The sequence below is a fragment of the Dactylosporangium sp. CA-092794 genome (genome assembly GCF_050948465.1).
Taxonomy (GTDB): Bacteria; Actinomycetota; Actinomycetes; order Mycobacteriales; family Micromonosporaceae; genus Dactylosporangium.
The window spans coordinates 9,229,891-9,247,083 of record NZ_CP192044.1 but is presented as its reverse complement, the minus strand read 5'-3'; the positions used below and the strand labels follow the sequence as shown (position 1 = coordinate 9,247,083).

At 70.4% G+C, this 17,193-nt stretch carries 16 protein-coding genes; 9 read left to right on the top strand and 7 right to left on the bottom strand.

Annotated features, from left to right (window positions below; genetic code table 11):
- Nucleotides 1–2: 2 nt before the first annotated feature.
- The 3 genes from ACQPXD_RS39530 to ACQPXD_RS39520 form a co-directional block, all read right to left on the bottom strand.
- On the bottom strand, nucleotides 3–1,256 hold the full coding sequence (locus tag ACQPXD_RS39530) for a hypothetical protein (protein WP_432827327.1): 1,254 nt from the start codon (nucleotides 1,254–1,256) through the stop codon (nucleotides 3–5).
- Between the two features lie 531 nt (nucleotides 1,257–1,787).
- Nucleotides 1,788–2,369 carry a hypothetical protein gene (locus ACQPXD_RS39525; protein WP_432827325.1) on the bottom strand — a complete coding sequence of 194 codons (582 nt, stop codon included), beginning with the start codon at nucleotides 2,367–2,369 and terminating at the stop codon, nucleotides 1,788–1,790.
- A 155-nt stretch (nucleotides 2,370–2,524) separates the two neighbouring features.
- A complete protein-coding gene (locus ACQPXD_RS39520) occupies nucleotides 2,525–3,310 on the bottom strand; it encodes a hypothetical protein (RefSeq protein ID WP_432827323.1) in 786 nt (261 codons plus the stop codon).
- 714 nt (nucleotides 3,311–4,024) lie between these two features.
- Here ACQPXD_RS39520 and ACQPXD_RS39515 point away from each other — a divergent pair.
- Nucleotides 4,025–5,635, top strand: a complete 1,611-nt coding sequence (locus tag ACQPXD_RS39515) for an esterase/lipase family protein (RefSeq protein WP_432827321.1) — start codon at nucleotides 4,025–4,027, stop codon at nucleotides 5,633–5,635.
- A 45-nt stretch (nucleotides 5,636–5,680) separates the two neighbouring features.
- Here the strand turns inward: ACQPXD_RS39515 and ACQPXD_RS39510 are convergent, their stop codons facing one another.
- Both ACQPXD_RS39510 and ACQPXD_RS39505 read right to left on the bottom strand, forming a co-directional pair.
- On the bottom strand, nucleotides 5,681–6,895 hold the full coding sequence (locus ACQPXD_RS39510; protein ID WP_432827319.1) for an RNA polymerase sigma factor: 1,215 nt from the start codon (nucleotides 6,893–6,895) through the stop codon (nucleotides 5,681–5,683).
- 43 nt (nucleotides 6,896–6,938) lie between these two features.
- A complete protein-coding gene (locus tag ACQPXD_RS39505; protein ID WP_432827317.1) occupies nucleotides 6,939–7,310 on the bottom strand; it encodes a YciI family protein in 372 nt (123 codons plus the stop codon).
- Nucleotides 7,311–7,543: 233 nt separating this feature from the next.
- On the opposite strand from ACQPXD_RS39505, the gene ACQPXD_RS39500 reads away from it, so the two are divergent.
- From ACQPXD_RS39500 to menC, 8 genes are all read left to right on the top strand, one after another.
- Nucleotides 7,544–7,891 carry a hypothetical protein gene (locus tag ACQPXD_RS39500; RefSeq protein WP_432827315.1) on the top strand — a complete coding sequence of 116 codons (348 nt, stop codon included), beginning with the start codon at nucleotides 7,544–7,546 and terminating at the stop codon, nucleotides 7,889–7,891.
- 13 nt (nucleotides 7,892–7,904) lie between these two features.
- On the top strand, nucleotides 7,905–8,249 hold the full coding sequence (locus ACQPXD_RS39495) for a hypothetical protein (protein WP_432827313.1): 345 nt from the start codon (nucleotides 7,905–7,907) through the stop codon (nucleotides 8,247–8,249).
- Nucleotides 8,249–8,974 (top strand): hypothetical protein, encoded by a 726-nt coding sequence (locus ACQPXD_RS39490; RefSeq protein ID WP_432827311.1) that lies wholly within the window; start codon nucleotides 8,249–8,251, stop codon nucleotides 8,972–8,974. The genes ACQPXD_RS39495 and ACQPXD_RS39490 overlap by 1 nt, the downstream gene beginning before the upstream one ends.
- Nucleotides 8,971–9,324, top strand: a complete 354-nt coding sequence (locus tag ACQPXD_RS39485) for a hypothetical protein (protein WP_432827308.1) — start codon at nucleotides 8,971–8,973, stop codon at nucleotides 9,322–9,324. The genes ACQPXD_RS39490 and ACQPXD_RS39485 overlap by 4 nt, the downstream gene beginning before the upstream one ends.
- Nucleotides 9,325–9,463: 139 nt before the next feature.
- Nucleotides 9,464–12,403, top strand: coding sequence for a M36 family metallopeptidase (locus tag ACQPXD_RS39480; RefSeq protein WP_432827306.1), 2,940 nt, complete (start codon nucleotides 9,464–9,466; stop codon nucleotides 12,401–12,403).
- A 166-nt stretch (nucleotides 12,404–12,569) separates the two neighbouring features.
- Nucleotides 12,570–12,965, top strand: coding sequence for a hypothetical protein (locus ACQPXD_RS39475; protein ID WP_432827304.1), 396 nt, complete (start codon nucleotides 12,570–12,572; stop codon nucleotides 12,963–12,965).
- An 886-nt stretch (nucleotides 12,966–13,851) separates the two neighbouring features.
- On the top strand, nucleotides 13,852–14,109 hold the full coding sequence (locus ACQPXD_RS39470) for a hypothetical protein (RefSeq protein WP_432827302.1): 258 nt from the start codon (nucleotides 13,852–13,854) through the stop codon (nucleotides 14,107–14,109).
- A 13-nt stretch (nucleotides 14,110–14,122) separates the two neighbouring features.
- Nucleotides 14,123–15,229 (top strand): o-succinylbenzoate synthase, encoded by a 1,107-nt coding sequence (gene menC, locus ACQPXD_RS39465; RefSeq protein WP_432827300.1) that lies wholly within the window; start codon nucleotides 14,123–14,125, stop codon nucleotides 15,227–15,229.
- Between the two features lie 71 nt (nucleotides 15,230–15,300).
- On the opposite strand, the gene ACQPXD_RS39460 is transcribed toward menC, so the two are convergent.
- Together ACQPXD_RS39460 and ACQPXD_RS39455 are read right to left on the bottom strand one after the other, a co-directional pair.
- Nucleotides 15,301–16,221 carry a LysR family transcriptional regulator gene (locus ACQPXD_RS39460; protein WP_432827298.1) on the bottom strand — a complete coding sequence of 307 codons (921 nt, stop codon included), beginning with the start codon at nucleotides 16,219–16,221 and terminating at the stop codon, nucleotides 15,301–15,303.
- Nucleotides 16,222–16,329: 108 nt separating this feature from the next.
- Entirely contained in the window at nucleotides 16,330–17,130 is an 801-nt protein-coding gene (locus tag ACQPXD_RS39455) for an alpha/beta fold hydrolase (protein WP_432827296.1), read from the bottom strand.
- Nucleotides 17,131–17,193 lie beyond the last annotated feature (63 nt).

The following is a 17,193-nucleotide window of genomic DNA, read 5'->3' as shown; positions in this document are numbered from 1 at the left end:
ACTTACGGTTGTTTGCGACTGATGCGGTACTCCAGCGTCAGGAACGGAATGCCGAAGATCGCGAATGCGTGATCGGCGCGCAGCTCCCCGTGCTCGACGTAGACGTCGAGTTCCTCGGCGAACCCGTGCACGGCGAGGGTGGTGAGGTCGCGCGTCTCGGCGTCGACGTAGCTGAGGTAGTGCCCGGTCTGCCCGTCCCCGGCCCGGCTGGTCAGCCGCAGCCCGCCCCCGTCGCGCTGGCGGGGCGCGAGGGTCGCGGTGAAGTTGGCCTGGGGCAGCGGGAAGCCGACGCTGACGTAGCCGCGTCCCTCCCGCCGGTAGGTGGTGTAGATGCCGACGTAGATCGGTGCCCCGCTGTCGGCGAAGCTGCGGATCCAGCCGCGCACGGACACGGTGCCGTCGGCCCCGCTGATGGTGTCGATGCGGCTGTGCATGCCGCGCTGCGCCTCGCGCAGGTTCATGGGCACGTTGGCCTGGCCGAGGGGTTTCGCCACGAGGTTGCGGTACAGCAGGTAGCCCGGCCGGACCCAGGCGCGCCACCGCGGCACGATGTCGAGCGTGAAGCGGGTGGTGTGCTCGTAGAACTCGCGCACCAGCGGGTCGACGCGGGCCGGGTCGAAGTCGGGCCCGGACAGCGCGTCGATGTCGGCCACGATGCCGACGTCGGGGTCGGCCTCGCGGTAGGTCCCGCCGGCCGCCTCGGCCAGGGCCTTGACGTAGCCGGTGCCGACGTAGCGCGTCCGCGCCTCCAGCGGCACCACGAACGGCAGCCGCTCGGCCGGCACCCGGTCGGCGAGCAGCGTCACCTGCGGGTCGCGGAACGCCAGCTGCGACACGGTCCGGAAGGCGACCACGCTCGCCGCGGCGACCTGCGCCGGTGGCCGTCCCCGCATGGCCGCGCCAACCGCCAGCCCGACCACGGGCCCGAGCGCGACCTTCTGCGGCCGCACCCCCATCGCCCCGGCCGCGGCCCCGGCGGCCACACCGACCGCGAGCGGGCCGGCCCCGGCCTTCCCGGCCACCCACCCGAGCGGCGCCGCGATCGCCCCGCTGGCCGCGATCCGCGACCAGACGGCGGGAATCTCGTTCGGCCGCTGCAGCGCCCGCGCGGCCGCGTCGACGGCGGCCATCGCGCCCGCCCCGGCCAGCGCCCCCTTGACCGCCCCGCGCGGCCCGCGGTGCGCGGCGAGCGCGGCCCCGGCCGCGGCCCCCATCAGCGCGGCGAACCCGATCCCCTGCATCCGCTTGGCATCCACCGGCCCAGTTTCACACGGTCGCACCGCGGCGCGCAGACCGCCGAACTCCGCGCGGCCGGAGCGTACCGTCGGCGGCGCAAAAAAACCGATCGTCGTCATCGCTAGCGTTGGCCAGGCCGTGTTGAGGTGTGACCACGCGTGGGATGTTATCGCTGTGGATTCGCCTCGACGCTCGCCCGCATACTTCCCGAGTTGTCGGCCGTGTGGTTGCTGTAGGCATCGGCGTTGATGTTCAGCCAGAGCTTGCCGGTTCCCGGAGCGTTTGTCGTGCCGTAGCTGTCGCCGACATGGAAGACCTTTTCCGCTTCGGCGCGGACGCCGCGGTTGGTATAGCTTCCGGGCGCGGGAGGCGCGTCACCGATGTATCCGATCAGTGCGTCCTGATGCGCGGTCGGCGTCCGCGCGCAGCGGCCACAGGCGCCTAAATCCGTGAGGTTGAGAAAGTTGTCGGGTCCCGGCTCGTCCGACCCGGCGGGTCCGACCCGCGACCTTCCGTCACGCCAGGAGCCAGTAGCGGTGATCTTCAGTGGCTCACCCTGCTGGACGACCAGGCCGGTGTCTCGCCACCTTGCCGTGCTGTCGACGTCTACGGAGGTTTTGATCGGTGATGGTGGGGCTGGTGCCGGGTCCCTCCAACAGCAGTTCGGCCATCTCGTCGCGGTCGTACGCGATGTCGTCGAGGGCGACCACCGCACGTGCCTGGTTGAGCAGCGCAACACACTGCTCGCGGGTGAGCTTGACCGGCCGTTCTGGCGCGTACATTCTGAGGGCGAGCCGTTGCAGGACGTCCCCGACGGCCTCGCCCTCAGCGACCTGCAGGTAGATGCCGGCAGCGCCGATGCGTACGTCGGCTGCCGCCGCGATGTACCGCAGCAGCGTCGATTTGCCCACGCCGCACGGGCCGTGGAACTCGATCGGCACTCCGCCCCGGATCGCGTTGACCGCCTCGGTGATATGTCGTTGCCGGCCGAGTGGCTCTGGCACGGCAGGCGACGGCGGAAATCGTCTCCGGAACAACGTGTGGGTCTGCGGTTGAACACTGACGCGTTCGACGTGCCCGCCGATGTCGTCGATGAGGTCGACTTGGAAGTTGCCGCAAAGGATCGTTTCCATACGCTTCCTCCGCGAACATCGCTGCCCGGCAGAGCCGCCAGTCGGCTGAGTTCGGCGTCCAGGACCAGCTCACGCCGGTGAGCACGACTTCGAGGCCGCGTTCATCGACGATCTGCCCGCCCTGGGTGTGCAACGTGTGCAGTTCGTCCGCCATGTCACACGTGAAGAACCGGTTCACTGGCCGCTATGCGCTTCGGCAGCTCGGTGTATCGCATGCCACGACGGGTCGGTCGCATCCGGCTCTTGATTTCCAGCCGTTGGCGTGCCTGTTTGTCGGCTGCGAACGTGTCCATGCTGTTGGTCCGCGGATCGAGGAAGCCGACGTACCCGCCGGGGTTCACACCGAAGGATCGCAGCGTGCCGCCCGGGTGGGTGAGGCTCAAGTAGTCGTTGCGGCCGCCCTCCTGCTCGCCGATGGTGAAGTACAGCGGCGTGACGAAGTTCGACACCGCGATTCCGTCGATCTCGTATGATTCGGCTTGGACGGCGTCGCACATCTCGAACCAATGCAACACGTAGCCGTCCGGGTTCCGCGGATCGCGGGGGTCAGGACCGGCGGCGAGCTTGTTGACGTTGGCGTCACCGATGAGTTCCAGCGCCTCGTGCGACAGCGTGACGCTCCAGTCCTCGCCAAGCTGCGCAGAGATGTCCGTGAAGACGAATCCGAACGGTGTCCCTCGCTGGTTCTCCTCGTGGTAGCCGAGAACGCCATGCAGGGTCGGGTCGTTCGGGTCGTCGAGCAGATAGAGAATCGCGTCACCGGCCAGGTCGACCGGCCGCTCCGCATCAATGCTGTTGTCCGTTCGACCGCCCAGGCGTATCTGCGCGCCCGTTGACCAGTACGGCTGGAAGTCTTCGTTGATTTGCTGGTTCACCGAGCGAAGTACCGCCTGAACCCGGCTATCCTCCTGCCGGGAGTAGTTGGCCAGGGTGATCTGCATGTCGGTGCTCCTCTCCAATGTTGACCGCACAGCCAGCACGCGATTTCGCAGCGCTACCCGGGGCCAGTCGTGACGAAACCGCCGGCAACAGCTCGTCCCATACCGTTTCGTCGGAACGACGCGGGATTGCCGGGTGCAGCGGCCGCCAGCTGCGCGAGTGGTTCGCCGGCGGGGACGGGAGCTGTCACGTACCAGGTCCGAAACCGCCCGTCCGGCGCCAGGGACACCAGACGGGCGTGAGGTCCGAGACCAGTTGAGTGAACGAGCATTTCGGTACGCCCGCAGATGTGGTCGTCGAGGTCGACTCGACAGAGTCGGCTCACGCTGGCTCGCTCCATGAGGTGTGGCATTCGCGGAGAATGCCCGGGACGCTGGATGCATGGCACTGCACCCGCTGGCCAGCCCGGCGCCGGCGGCCCGAACACCGACCTGCAGGATCCGAAAGTGAAACGACTGCTCATCGACCGCACGGTCGAACCGGCCAAGCGACCCCAGCCGTAGTTCAGCTACATCGACGACATCCAGTCATATTCGACCAACGAGGTCGCCATCAACTGGAACTCCGCGCTGTCGTAGGTCATCTCGTTCGCAGCCGACCAGCACGACGACCGCCACGGCAACAACCACTAACGACGAACCTCGGCGCTACGTGCTGTCACTCAAGGCGTCGATGCTGTACGACCTGGCGGACAGAACCGCACGGGAGGGCCTTCGATGAGACCGCTGGTACTGGTCCGCGGGTTCGGCGGGCCCAGCGTCACCGATGAGCAGGCCAGCACCTACCAGGGGTTCAACGACGGCAGTGTCTATCCCGGCCGCCGCGGCGACAATTACATCTACGAAGGCTTCGTCCTGCGCGCGATGAAGTCGGAGCGGTACCCGTACCGTGACGCCACCAATGTCGTCGGTTACTACGCCGAAGACGTCCCGGCGCCCCCCGATCCGATGGGGTTCGCCGACGACATTGTCAAGGGTTCGGTCGTGCTTGACCCGCCGGTCGCCAAGCGCATCCTCGAGCGCGGGGTGAACGGCACGATGTGGATCTACCGTTACTACGATCTCAAGCCAAGAGCGATCGTCCGGTACGGCCAGGGCCTCGCCCGCCTGATCGACATCATCCGGCAGGGTGCCGAGCGGCGCGGCGAGGCGTTCGCAGGGGTCGACATCGTCGCGCACAGCATGGGCGGTCTGATTGTGCGAACCGCGCTGCGACACATGAAGGACAACGGCATCGACACGCTGGCACATGTGCACCGTGTGGTCACCCTCGGTGCCCCGCACCGCGGGATCGCGTTCCAGCGGCTGCCACGCTGGCTGGTCGACGCGATCCCGGGCGTCCGCGACGCCGGCGACGAGGTCGCCGCGTTCGACCCGAACGGTACCGAGTTCCTCGACATCGAGCGGTGCTTCGACCCGCGGCGGGTCCTGACTGTCGTCGGCACCGACCACCGCGGCTATGGCGTGCGGGTCTCCTCGACCGCCAATCGGATCGCGACGCTGTTCGACGAGGGGACGCTGGCGCACAACCACAGCGACGGGCTGGTCAAGCAGTCCTCGGCGCAGCTGCCGGGATCACCGCGGACGTTCGTGCACAAGTGCCACGGCGGCTACGACTCGCTGGTCACGTCCCGGGAGGCGTACGAGATCGCGATGCGTTTCCTGCACGGCACGCACCGGGTGCGGCTCTGGCTCGACGCGGCAGAGGTGAGCCGCGGCGGGGACTTCTTCAGCCGCAGCGAGTTCTACCTGGGCGTGTCGATCAAGCCACGGTACGTCGACTTCGAGCTGTTCCACCAGAGTCCCCCGGCGGAGAACTGCTACGGACCGTTCCACGACCCGCGGCTGACCGACGACTTGCCCGACCTGAAGTCCGCGCTGCGCGAGCCGCTCGCCGACGCCGACGACGCGATGGGCGGCTGGGCCGGCCCGCACCGGCTCGTCTGGGAGGGCTGGCTCGACGCGCGCAACGCGCCCGCCGGTCGCGGCGACGTGGTCTTCCGCATGGACGTGTACGTCGGTGAACGCGACTCGTTCGGCATCGGCTTCTCCGACAACGTGGTCTTCCGCAAGCAGTACTACATCCAGGCGCTGCTGCAGGACGGCCCGCCCGACCTGTTCGTGCACACCGGTGAGCAGCACCTCGGCGCCAAGGATCCGGCCGACCGGCGCGAACTGGAAGCGCTCGCCGGCACGCAGGCCACCGCCGACGTCCAGCGGGCCCAGCCGGCAACCCGGCCGGACGAGTGGACGTTCCATACCGCCGGCACCGGCTTCACCGCGACCTGGCGGATCGCCCTGGAACGCGAACCGGCCGACCGGGGCTAGGGGCAACGCCGTTCAGTGAGGGATTGCGGCGCCGACCTGGAGACGTCAGCCCAGCGTGGCCGCCTTGCGCAGCAGTACTGAGCGTTCGCGCTGGTTGGCGCACAGCCGGGCGGCCAGTTCCAGCTCGGCGCGCGCCTCCGGCCGCCGTCCGAGCCGGGCGAGCAGTTCACCGCGCACGGTCGGGACCAGATGCGAACCGGGGAGCCGGTCCGCGGCGATCAACTCGTCCACGATGGCCAGGGCTTGCGCCGGCCCCGAGGCCATGGCCACCGCGACGGCCCGGTTGAGCTCGACCACCGGCGAGGGCGCGACCCGGCCGAGCGCCTCGTAGAGCACCACGATCCGGTCCCAGTCGGTCGCCTCGACGGAGGGCGCCGACGCGTGTGCGGCGGCGATCGCGGCCTGCAGGCCGTAGGGGCCGAGGCCGCGGGTCGATGCCTTGGCCAGCGCGGCCAGCCCGCGGCGGATCGCCGCGAAGTCCCACCGCCGCCGGTCCTGGTCCTCGAGCAGGATCGGCGAACCGTCCGGGGCGGTCCGGGCCGGGAAGCGCGCGGCCGTCAGCTCGCACAGCGCGAGCAGGCCGTGCACCTCCGGCTCGGCCGGCTGCAGCGCGGCCAGCGTGCGGGCCAGCCGGATCGCCTCGTACGCGACGCCGGGGCGCAGCAGCCGGTCGCCCGACGTGGCGGTCGACCCCTCGGTGAAGATCACGTAGATGACGCTGAGCACGCCGCCCAGCCGCTCCCGGCGCTCGCCGGCCGGCGGCAGCTCGAACGGTACCCCGGCCGCCGCGATGGTCTTCTTGGCCCGGGTGATGCGGGCCTGCACGGTCGGCACTGGCACGAGGAACGCGCGGGCGATCTCCTCGCTGGACAGGCCGCCGACCACGCGCAGGGTCAGCGCCACCCGGGCCTCGGGGGAGAGCACCGGGTGGCAGCTGATGAACATCAGCGCCAGGACGTCGTCGTCGATCCGGTCGGGGTCGACTGTTTCCTCGATGGCTTCGTCGGCCGCCAGCAGGGCATATCGGTCCTGGAGGGCGGCCCGGCGGCGGATCGCGTCGATCGCCCGCCGCCGGGCGGTGGCCATCAGCCAGCCGGCCGGATTCGCCGGAGCGGCGAGCGGCCACGACACCAGCGCCTCGGCCACCGCCTCCTGAGCCGCGTCCTCGGCCAGCCCGAAATCGCCGGTGAACCGGGTCAGCGCGGCGACGATCCGCGCCGACTCGATCCGCCAGACGGCCTCGACATCGGGCGTACCCATCAGATCCGGCCGTCGCTCTCGGGCCCGGCCGGGTCCGTGACGATCACTGGTCGACCTGCGGGACCTCGTCGCTCTCGGGCACCCGCCGGACCTCGATCTTGGACCCGGGGGCCGCCGGGACCCGCTTGGCCCACTCGACCGCCTCCTGTTTCGAGGCGACATCGAGCAGGAAGAAGCCCCCGAACAGTTCCTTGGTCTCCCCGTACGGCCCGTCCGTGACCACCGGCGCCTCGCCGCTGAAGTCGACCACGACGCCTAGGCTCGGATCGTCCAGCCCTTCGGCCGCGACGTAGACGCCGGCCTTGAACAGGTCCTCGATGAACTGGCGGGTCGTGGTCATCATCTCGTCGATGTTGGCCATCATGGCCGCGTTCGACTCGTCGGTGCCCCGCATGATCAGCATGTACTTCGACAACGCATTCTCCTCGTCCGGCCGGGCCGTCTCTCGGCCCTCGCACCCACACGTCGAACGAGCCGCCCGCGGATCGACACGGCCCCCGGAGAAAATTCTCCCGCCGCGACGCCGCCGACGCCGTCGCATCCTCTGGCAGGCGCCGGTCCGTTATCCACGGTAACGAATGCGGTATTGAGAGTTATCGCGTCGCTTGGCACCCTGTACTGGTCCGTTTCATGGCTGATCGGGGGAGCATGAGTAACGAGACGCCGCCGGGTGGTGCCGGTTTGGATCACCTGCGACCGATGCGCAGGGGTTTGGCCAAAGTTGTCCTGGTGTTCGATGCCTTTCTGGCGCTCATTCCCGTGATTCTCGCGTTGGGGGCCGCGGCCGATTCGCGCAATCTTCCGCGCAGTCCCGTGCTCTGGATCGGGTGGGTCCTGGCGGCCGGCCCGATCGCCGGGTCGTTCGTGGGCGCTGTGCGCCTGCTGCGGACGCCGCCGGATGAGGATCGGGAGTGGCGGCTGGCCCGCTGGACGGGCGGGCTGTTCGGGCTCGGCCTCGTCATGCTGATCGCTGCCGGGTCGCTGAGCGGCGAGTGAAGGGAGGCGGACGATGACGCTCAAGGTGAGTCCGGCCGCCCTGAACGCGTACGCGTGGGTGCTGACCGACATGGCGGAGGCGGCCGAGGCCATGCGGCGGTATGCGCACGAGTGGTCGACGTTCGGCTTCAACGAGCACGGCATCCTCGGGTATGCCGAGTATTCGCACCGCAGGTTCGCCGACGACGTGCAGGACGTGATCGGCCACCTCGGGGAGGTGCTCGCCACGTCGGCGGCCGAGGTACGCCGGGCGGAGGAGTTCTACCTCAGCGGCGATCGCGCGGCCGCCGAGCGCCTCGATGGCAAGCCGGTGCGGCGTGCCTCGCTCGCGGACGACCAGCGCCCGGGGTCCGGCTGATGCTGGACAGTCCCGCGGCCGAGTTGAAGGTGCCCGTACCGGCCGAGCAGACGCTGGACGAGTACCTGGACGTGTTCGGCTACTTCAGCTACCTGAGCCCGTCGCACTGGATCACCGCACTCCTCGAACAGGCCATCGGCATCGACCCGATCGCCTGGTGCGCGCAGCTGCTGCAGGGCGACTGGACCGCCTTCGAGCAGTGCGGCCTCGCCTACGCCAACCTGGGCCGGGCCTGCCACCGGCTAGGCCTCATCGTGGAGCAGGAGCTGCTCAAGCTCGACGCCGAGTGGGACGGCAACGCCGCCGACGCCGCCTACGTGTACTTCTCGGACCTCGCCACCAAGGTCGCGGCGCTGCGGGGACCGCTCGAACAGGCGGCGAAGGACTATCACGACGCGGGGCGCGGCGTCTGGCTGGTCGGCAGTCAGGTCCAGAACCTGCTCGAGGCCATCATCGACGAGGCGATCATCGCCGCGGCGGCCGCCGCCATCGGGTCCGCCCTGGTCGAGACGGGCGTCGGGACGATCGCCGGCTACGGCGTGGCCGCCATCCAGATCGCGCGCATCATCGAGAAGTTCGCGCAGGTGAGCCAGAAGATCCAGTACGGCGGCACGCTCATGCAGGGCTTCATCGGCGAAGGCATGGCGATCGGCTACCAGGGCGGCGGCGACCTGGGCCGCTACCCGCTGCCCGGCAACGCCTACGACCATCCGGGGGTGGCATGAGCGACGACGGGCGGGACCAGTACGACACGGAGGCACAGGAACTGCTGCGCAGCGCCGTCTTCCGGGCGCTGGCCGACGGCAAGGCCGGCCAGCAGTGGCGCGAGATCGGCCAGGACCTCCGCAGCGGCGGCGCCACCGTCCGGGAGGTGGGTCTGGCCGGCGTCCATGCCGACCTGTTCGGGCAGAGCGCGCGGCGTTTGCGGGAGCACCGCGACGCCCTCGACCCGGCCGCGGCCGAAGCGGAACGGCGGCAGGCGGCCGAAGCGTTCGCCGCGCTGCGCCGGCACCTGCGCGACGGCAACGGACCGGGCGAGGACGACGCGGCAAATGCCGGAAATAGCGGTATGTGAATAGAGGCCAATAGGTCTTTAACCGTACATTCTCCCACCTTGGCACGACTGATCGACACATGTACCTATCGCTATGAGATCGGTGTGTGATACGACTCCCGAGATCAACTTTGCGCCCCCATCGAACAAAGGAGTGTTGATGGTGCGCACATCTGGGTGGATCCCCAGCCGCATGCGGGGCCGGACGCTCGTCGCGTTCACCGTCCTCGCCGTCGTGGTCTCGGGCGCGGTGACCGCCGCGCCCGCCGCCGCCGATCCCAAGCCCAACGCGGGCAACCCCCATGACGTCGATGCGCGGGCCTCCCGCGACGCCGACAACCGTCGCGGTACCAAGGCGCCGACGGCGAAGCAGCAGGACGCCGCCGACCGCATCGGCGCCGGCAAGGTCCGCTGGAACACGCTCGGCGAGCCGGAGTCGGTGGGCCCGGACACGGCGCTGGCCGCCGGCCTGACCAGTGACCCGGTCGCCGCGGCCCGCCAGTACCTCATCACCAACCAGGATCTCTACGGGCTCGACGCCACCAGTGTCGCGGCCATGGACCAGCTGATGGTCCAGCCCCTCGGGGCCGGCACGGTCGTGCTGCTGCAGCAGCGGTTCGGCGATCTGCCGGCCGGCCACGACGGACTCGTGTCGATCCTGGTCGACAACGGCAAGGTCGTGCGGGTGACGTCTTCGCTGTCGCGCGACACCGGCGTGCCCGAGCCGGCGACGCTGTCGGCGGCGGACGCCGTCGCCGCGGCCCTGAAGGACGCCGGGCTCGACGCCGGCCAGGTGTCGCCGCCCGACGTGATCGGGGTGGCCGTGCCCACCCCGCAGGACGGGCCGCGGGCCGCCTACCAGGTGACCCTGATCGCCACCGACGCCGAGAACCCCGCCGCGTACACCACCTATGTCGACGCGCGCACCGGCGCCATCCTGATCCGCGAGGACCTGGTCGACTTCGACTCCGACAACCCCACCTGGGCCGTCTTCCCGGCCACCCCGCAGCGGTGGTTCCTGCCGGGCATCGACCCGCGGGTGACGTGGTGCTTCACCCCGAAGCTCGGCTGCTTCAGGACCGTGAGCGACGCCGCGTCGGGCAATGCCTGGGACTTGAACCAGGTCACGGGGCAGCCGACGCTCACCTCGTCGGGCAACTCGGCCAACAACCTCGTGCAGTGGGGCGGTGGCACGGCGGCCTTCCCGGCGACCACGCAGCCGGACCGCAACTACAGGTACCCCTTCACCGATCAATGGCAACAGGCCAAGTGCAACCCTGATGTGTTCACCTCGGCCACGCGCAACGATGCGGACGCGGCCGTGTCCAACCTGTTCGCCATGCACAACCGGATGCACGACTTCAGCTACCACCTGGGCTTCACCGAGGCCGCGTGGAACATGCAGGTCGTCAACATCGCGCCGGGCGGGGTGGGCAACGACCCGGAGCAGGGCCGCGCGCAGTCCGGCGCGATCAGCGGCAGTCGGAACAACGCCAACCAGAGCACGGGCCGCGACGGCCAGACGTCGACCACCAACATGTTCCTGTGGCAGCCGGTGGCCGGGGCCGCGTATCCGCCGTGCGTGGACGGCGACTACGACATGACCGTCATCGGGCACGAGTACACCCACGCGATCACCAACCGCATGATCGCCGGTCCGAACTCGGGCATCTCCGGCACGCAGGGCGGCTCGATGGGCGAGGCGTGGGGCGACCTGACCGCGGCCGAGTACCTGTTCGAGAACAACCTGCGCGCCCCGGGCGACACCCCGTTCGTCACGGGCGCGTATGCCACCGGCAACCCGCACGAGGGCATCCGCGACTACGACGGCAGCAAGAGCCCGCTGAACTACTCGGACTTCGGGTTCGACCTGGTCGGTCCCGAGGTGCACGCCGACGGCGAGATCTGGGTCGCGACGATGCTGCGGGTGCGCGAGCAGTTCGTCAACCGCTACGGCCTGGGCACGCCCGTGCTGCAGCAGCGGTGCGCCAACGGTCTCGTCGCCGCCGCGTCCTGCCCCGGCAACCGGCGCTGGATCCAGCTGATGTTCGACTCGTTCCTGCTGCAGGCGGCCAGCAACGTCACCATGATCAACATGCGCGACAACATGCTGGCGGCCGATCAGGTCCGCTTCGGCGGCGCCGACCAGGACATCATCTGGCGGGCGTTCGCCGAGTCCGGCCTGGGCGAGGGCGCCACCGGCTCGTCGTCCGACACCGACCCGACCCCGAGCTTCCACTCCCCGTTCGCCAACAACGCGACCGTGACCCTGCGGCCGGCGGCCGGCTCCTCGGGCGCGGTCGTCCAGCTCTACGTCGGCGACTACGAGGCGCGGGTGACCCCGGTCGCCGACACCGACCCGGCGACGCCGATCCCGGACACGTTCCAGATCCTGCCGAACACGAAGTTCGACTTCGTGGTCAACGGCAAGGGCCGGGGCAGCCAGCGGCTCACCGCATCGTTCAACCCGGGCCGGTCGCAGGACCTGAAGCTGAAGCTGCCGGAGAACCTCGCCTCATCGGCGCTGGGCGCGGTGGCCTCCGGTGACGGCGTCAACGTTGACAAGATCAATGACGAGACCGAGGGTACCGACTGGGCCTCACTCGACGGCGTGGCCGGCAAGCGGATCACCATCGATCTGGCCGGCGACAAGCCGGTCACCGTCAAGTCGGTCAACGTCAGCGCCCTGCTGCGCCCCGCCGTCAACGGCGACGTCGACACCGGCACGCAGAACCGGTTCAGCGCGCTGCGGTCGTTCACGATCCTGGCGTGCAACGCCAAGAGCGCGGACTGCTCCACGGACGCCGGCTACCACGAGGTGTACCGCAGCCCGGCCGACGCCTTCCCCGGCGGAGCCTTCCGCCCGGTGGCGCCGCAGCTGAACCTGCGCAGCTTCGACATCCACCCGACGCAGGCCACGCACCTGCGCATCGTGGTGCGGTCGAGCCAGTGCACCGGCAACCCGCTCTACGCCGGGGAGCAGGACAACGACCCGCGGGCGAGCACGGACTGCGCGACGGCCAGCCAGTTCCGCGACCAGGTCCGCATCGCCGAGGTCCAGGTCTTCGGCTCCAGCGGCAACCTCACGCCCGAACACTAGTCACCACCAGCCCCGTGGCCCCGCCGATGCCCTTCGGCGGGGCCACGCCGCTATCCTCCCGTGCATGCCGCACACATCGCCCCCGACGCGACCGAAGTGCCGGACGGGGGTGCGCCGGCTGGTTGTCCTCGCCGTGTGCGGTGTCCTGGCCGTAGCCGGATGCGGGGTGCGTGACGACCGCGCCTTGCCAGGAAGTGCCGGCGTGCCGCTCGATCGCCAGATGACGGCGTATCGGGTCACAGCGCCCGCCTGCGAGACCACTGACCTGCGGTACTTCGCCAGCGACGCGTTCGGTGACACGTTCCTGCTGCAGTTCGGTGCTCCCGAGGACTGTGTCGAGGCGTTCATCGCTCACCTGCCGGTCGATCAGCTCGCGCCGGCCGAGGTGAATGTCGAACTCTTCAGCGCGATGTCGGCGTCGGGCGAGTTCAAGTGGACGTTCGCGCCGGGCGGGGACTACGCACAGTACTTCGGGGAAGCCGATCGGGTCCGCTACGACGTCGTTGTCGACCGCGGCGCGCGGCCCCGGACGGTGTACCTCATCGCAAATGGACCCGGATAGACCTCCGTACGCCACCTACCGGCGTGCGCCCCTCGCGCCCCGCCAGCGCCGAACGGCGGTCGCGGCGGGGCCGTGGAGAGTTGGCGACAGACGCGGCGATCGGGTTGGCCTTGGCCGGTACCGTGCCAGCATGCATCGGGTCGCCTGGGGTTTGTTCGTTGCAGCGAGCGGCGGTGGCTGGCGGAGGGCGTCAAGGGCACGCTGGTCGTGACGGCCGCGAGCGCTGAGTCCAGCGACGGCGGCGCGATCCGGTATGCGCTCGACGGGCGGTTGCAGGCGCCGGGGCGGACGGAAGACGCGGCGCGGTTGCGTGGGTTCGTTCCGGTCACGAGCATGGATGCGGTCGTGGAGGGGGCGGAGCTGGAGGTGACCCTGCTGGACGCCGATCCGGGGCGGTCCGAGTGCACCTGCGCGGGGACCGGCCCTCGACGTTCGCATTGTTCCGGCCCCGCTGAAACCCTGAGACCCCCGACTGGAGCACGTGCCGCTGCACGCCGCGCAGCACGGTGCAGCGACAGGAAGTCTCCGCGATCACGCCGAACCAGCCACCGCACCAAGGGTTTTTCATGATCGTGGAGTGGTGATGTACCCCTGTGTACCGAAAGGTTCCGGGATCATGGCAAACCCGTGCCGCGGCCACCGCGGACAGCATGATCACGGAGACATACGTCCGGCCCGGCCGGGAGGCCGCGGCGGACCGGGCCGACCGCAACGCCGCAGCGCACCGCCGGCCCTCCGCCGTGCTTCGCGCGAGCCCGGGCAGGCTCGGCGTGACCGTGACGCCGGACGAACACAACAGTTTTCGTCACGGCCGGCCAAGGGCTCGCCGGCGAGTTGTCGAGAACGATGAACACGGCGGCGGGCGTGGTTCCTGGCGTGGTCGCGTATGAGCGACCTCCACGATGTCCAGATCGCGCTGCTCACCAACGGCGGGCACACCCGCGACCTCTACCAGGACCGGTGCGACCCGGCCGTGACGCCCCCGAACGACCCGAGGAGCATGAGCATCGTGACCGACAGCAGCGTGGCGTCCGCCGCGGGGCCGGAGCTGGACCACGCCGCCCGGCTGGACCGCGTGGTCGGGCTGCTGCGCGCCCCGAGCAAGGCCGGCAACTACGTGGCCGGCGCCTTCGAGCGTACGTAGTACGGAGGGATGCATGAAAATCACCGGAGTCGAACTGCGCCGCGTCGCCATGCCGCTGGTCGCACCGTTTCGCACCTCGTTCGGCATCGAGACGACCCGCGACATCCTGCTCGTGCGGGTGGTGACCGGCGCCGCAGAGGGCTGGGGCGAGTGCGTCGCGATGAGCAGCCCGCGGTACTCCTCGGAGTACGTCGACGCGGCCGCGGACGTGCTGCGCCGGTTCCTCGTCCCGGCCCTGACGGCGGCCGATCTGCCCGGGGCGCACGCGGTCGCGGGCCTGCTCGCGCCGTTCAAGGGCCACCGGATGGCCAAGGCGGCGCTGGAGACGGCGGTGCTCGACGCCGAGCTGCGCGCGGCGGGCCGCTCGTTCGGCCGCGAGCTCGGGGCCGTGCGCGACCGGGTCCCGTGCGGGGTCTCGGTCGGCATCATGGACAGCATCCCGGCGTTGCTCGACGCGGTCGGCGGCTACCTGGCCGAGGGGTACCTCCGGATCAAGCTGAAGATCGAGCCCGGCTGGGACGTCGCCCCGGTTCGCGCGGTCCGCGAGCGCTACGGCGACGACGTGCTGCTGCAGGTGGACGCGAACACCGCCTACACCCTGGCCGACGCGCCGCAGCTGGCCCGGCTGGACCCCTTCGACCTGCTGCTGATCGAGCAGCCCCTGGACGAGGACGACGTGCTCGGCCACATGGAGCTGGCCCGGCTGATCCGCACCCCGGTCTGCCTGGACGAGTCCATCGCCTCGGCCCGCGACGCCGCGGCCGCGATCCGGCTGGGCGCCTGCCGGGTGGTGAACGTCAAGCCGGGCCGGGTCGGCGGCTACCTCGAGGCGCGCCGCATCCACGACGTGTGCGCGGCGCACGGCGTGGCGGTCTGGTGCGGCGGGATGCTGGAGACCGGCCTCGGGCGGGCCGCCAACGTGGCGCTCGCCGCGCTGCCCGGGTTCACCCTGCCCGGCGACACGTCGGCGTCCGGGCGGTACTACGCCGCGGACATCACCGAGCCGTTCGTGCTCGACGACGGCCACCTCGCCGTCCCGGCCGGACCCGGCCTCGGCGTGGCGCCGGTGCCGGACCGCCTCGCCGAGGTGACCACCGCGTCCGAGTGGCTCACCGGCTGAGATCGTCGGATCGGACGACGCACGCGGGCGCGATCCGTAGCGGCCGGGGCGCCCGGATCGACCTGGCCGGGTCAGGGCTCGCGGACCAGGAGGTTCTCCGCTGATCTGACGAAGTGGGCGACGAGCAGGTTGGTGTCCGCGGAGCGAGTGGCGACGACCACCTGGCAGGGCTCGATGCCCTCGACGGGAATCGTGACGAGGTCTTTGCGGAGAGTGAAGCGCCGGTCGTCGGCCGGGACGACGGCGATGGCGCGTCCGTCGGCGATGGCTTCGAGTTTGTCCTCGAAGGTGTCGACGAGCGTGGGGCCGAGCGGGGCGGGATCGCCGTCCGGCCGGGGCTCGAGCCGCCAGAAGGCGGTCCACGGCGCACCCATGCCGGCGCAGGCGACGAGCGGTTCGCCGGCGATGTCGCCGGTGCTGACCGATTCCTTGCCGGCGAGGCGGTGGGATGCGGGCACGAGCAGGACCCGGGGTTCCTCGTAGAGGACGGTCACGTCGAGATCGTCGGCCGGTATCGGCAGCGGCGTGCGGATGACCAGCGCGTCCACCTGCCGGTCGAGCAGGGCGCCGGCTTCCTCCGAGCCGAGGTGGCGGGTGCGGACGTGGGCGTCGGGATGACGGTGGCGCAGGTCGCGTACGGCCGCCGTGATGACCAGGTCGTCGACGTATCCGATGGTGACCGTGCGCGGTGGCGCCGCGCCGCGTGCGGTGAGTACCGCCTGCTGGGCGCCGTGCAGCAGCTGCTGCGCCTGCGGCAGGAACGCCGCGCCGGCGGCGGTGAGCCGGCTGCCCTGCGTGGTGCGCTCCAGCAGGCGCACGCCGAGGGCGTTCTCCAGCCGCTGGATCTGCCGGCTCAGGGAGGGCTGGGCGACGCGCAGGATCTCGGCCGCCCGCGCGAAGTTCAGCTGCTCGGCGACGACCGTGAAATACCGGACCAGCCGCAGGTCCAGATCGGGACCGGGGGCCGGGGAGGGCGGGGCTTCGTCGGGCACACCCGCAGCCTACGCGTTATGCATTTCCTGCATGACGGTGCGGAACGAGTCGTGGACCCCTGCTCCGGACGGCGGCCGCCGACATTGCGATGCTGCGGCCGGGCACCGCTATCGGCCCACCACGCCGGCCAGCAGCTCGGCCGTGCCCTCGGGCGACTCCGCCGGGAAGTGGTGGCTGCCCAGGTCGACGCGCACGACGGTGACCCGCTCCCCGAGGTGGTCGATCGCCTCCTGGGTGACCAGCTCGCGCACTCCGAAGACGGTGATCGGCTGCTTCGCCTCGCGCAGCGCCTCCTCCATGTTCCAGCGCACCAGGCCCTCGAAGGCGCGGGTGCCGGCCGGCTGGCGCACGGACAGCATCTTGGCGAAGTACGCGTCCTTGAGCGCCGGATCGGTGTCGGCCGGAGAGCCCGCCTCGACCATGCTGCGCACCAGCCCGGCGAAGTCCTCGCGGACGGGCCGCAGCAGTTCCTCGGCCTGCTGTTCGTCCAGCGCGCCGAACAGGAAGGTGTAGTGCAGCGCGTCGAGCGCGATCACCTGCGTCACCGAGTCGGGGCGTGACCGGGCGAGCTCGACGGCGACCGCGCCGCCGAGGGAGTGCCCGGCCACGACGCACTCGCCGACGGCCTCGGCGTCCAGCACCGCCGCCACGTCGCGGGCGAACTCCGCCATCGTCCAGACGTCCCGGCCGGAGCGCGACTCGCCGTGCTCGGCGAGGTCGACGGCGATGACGCGGTAGTGCTCGGGGAGGAAGCCGGTGACCGCGTCGTAGTCGGCGCGGTTGCAGGCCCAGCCGTGGATGAGCACCAGGGCCGGCCCGCCGGCCGGGCCGCTGACGGTGTATCGAATGGTGGTGTCGTCCGGCCGCTGCACCGCGCGGTGCGTCAGGGTCCGGCTTGTCAGCGCCATGAGAGCTCCTCTGTGCCACGTAGTGAAACGCCGTATCGTTCAGTAGCATGTGACGGTAGACAC

Excerpts from the sequence above, each read along its gene's own strand:
- ACQPXD_RS39525 (WP_432827325.1), bottom strand. The coding sequence starts at position 2,369 with ATGGAAACGATCCTTTGCGGCAACTTCCAAGTCGACCTCATCGACGAC.
- ACQPXD_RS39520 (WP_432827323.1), bottom strand. The coding sequence starts at position 3,310 with ATGCAGATCACCCTGGCCAACTACTCCCGGCAGGAGGATAGCCGGGTT.
- ACQPXD_RS39515 (WP_432827321.1), top strand. The coding sequence starts at position 4,025 with ATGAGACCGCTGGTACTGGTCCGCGGGTTCGGCGGGCCCAGCGTCACC.
- ACQPXD_RS39510 (WP_432827319.1), bottom strand. The coding sequence starts at position 6,895 with ATGGGTACGCCCGATGTCGAGGCCGTCTGGCGGATCGAGTCGGCGCGG.
- ACQPXD_RS39500 (WP_432827315.1), top strand. The coding sequence starts at position 7,544 with ATGAGTAACGAGACGCCGCCGGGTGGTGCCGGTTTGGATCACCTGCGA.
- ACQPXD_RS39495 (WP_432827313.1), top strand. The coding sequence starts at position 7,905 with ATGACGCTCAAGGTGAGTCCGGCCGCCCTGAACGCGTACGCGTGGGTG.
- ACQPXD_RS39490 (WP_432827311.1), top strand. The coding sequence starts at position 8,249 with ATGCTGGACAGTCCCGCGGCCGAGTTGAAGGTGCCCGTACCGGCCGAG.
- ACQPXD_RS39485 (WP_432827308.1), top strand. The coding sequence starts at position 8,971 with ATGAGCGACGACGGGCGGGACCAGTACGACACGGAGGCACAGGAACTG.
- ACQPXD_RS39480 (WP_432827306.1), top strand. The coding sequence starts at position 9,464 with ATGGTGCGCACATCTGGGTGGATCCCCAGCCGCATGCGGGGCCGGACG.
- ACQPXD_RS39470 (WP_432827302.1), top strand. The coding sequence starts at position 13,852 with ATGAGCGACCTCCACGATGTCCAGATCGCGCTGCTCACCAACGGCGGG.
- menC (WP_432827300.1), top strand. The coding sequence starts at position 14,123 with ATGAAAATCACCGGAGTCGAACTGCGCCGCGTCGCCATGCCGCTGGTC.
- ACQPXD_RS39455 (WP_432827296.1), bottom strand. The coding sequence starts at position 17,130 with ATGGCGCTGACAAGCCGGACCCTGACGCACCGCGCGGTGCAGCGGCCG.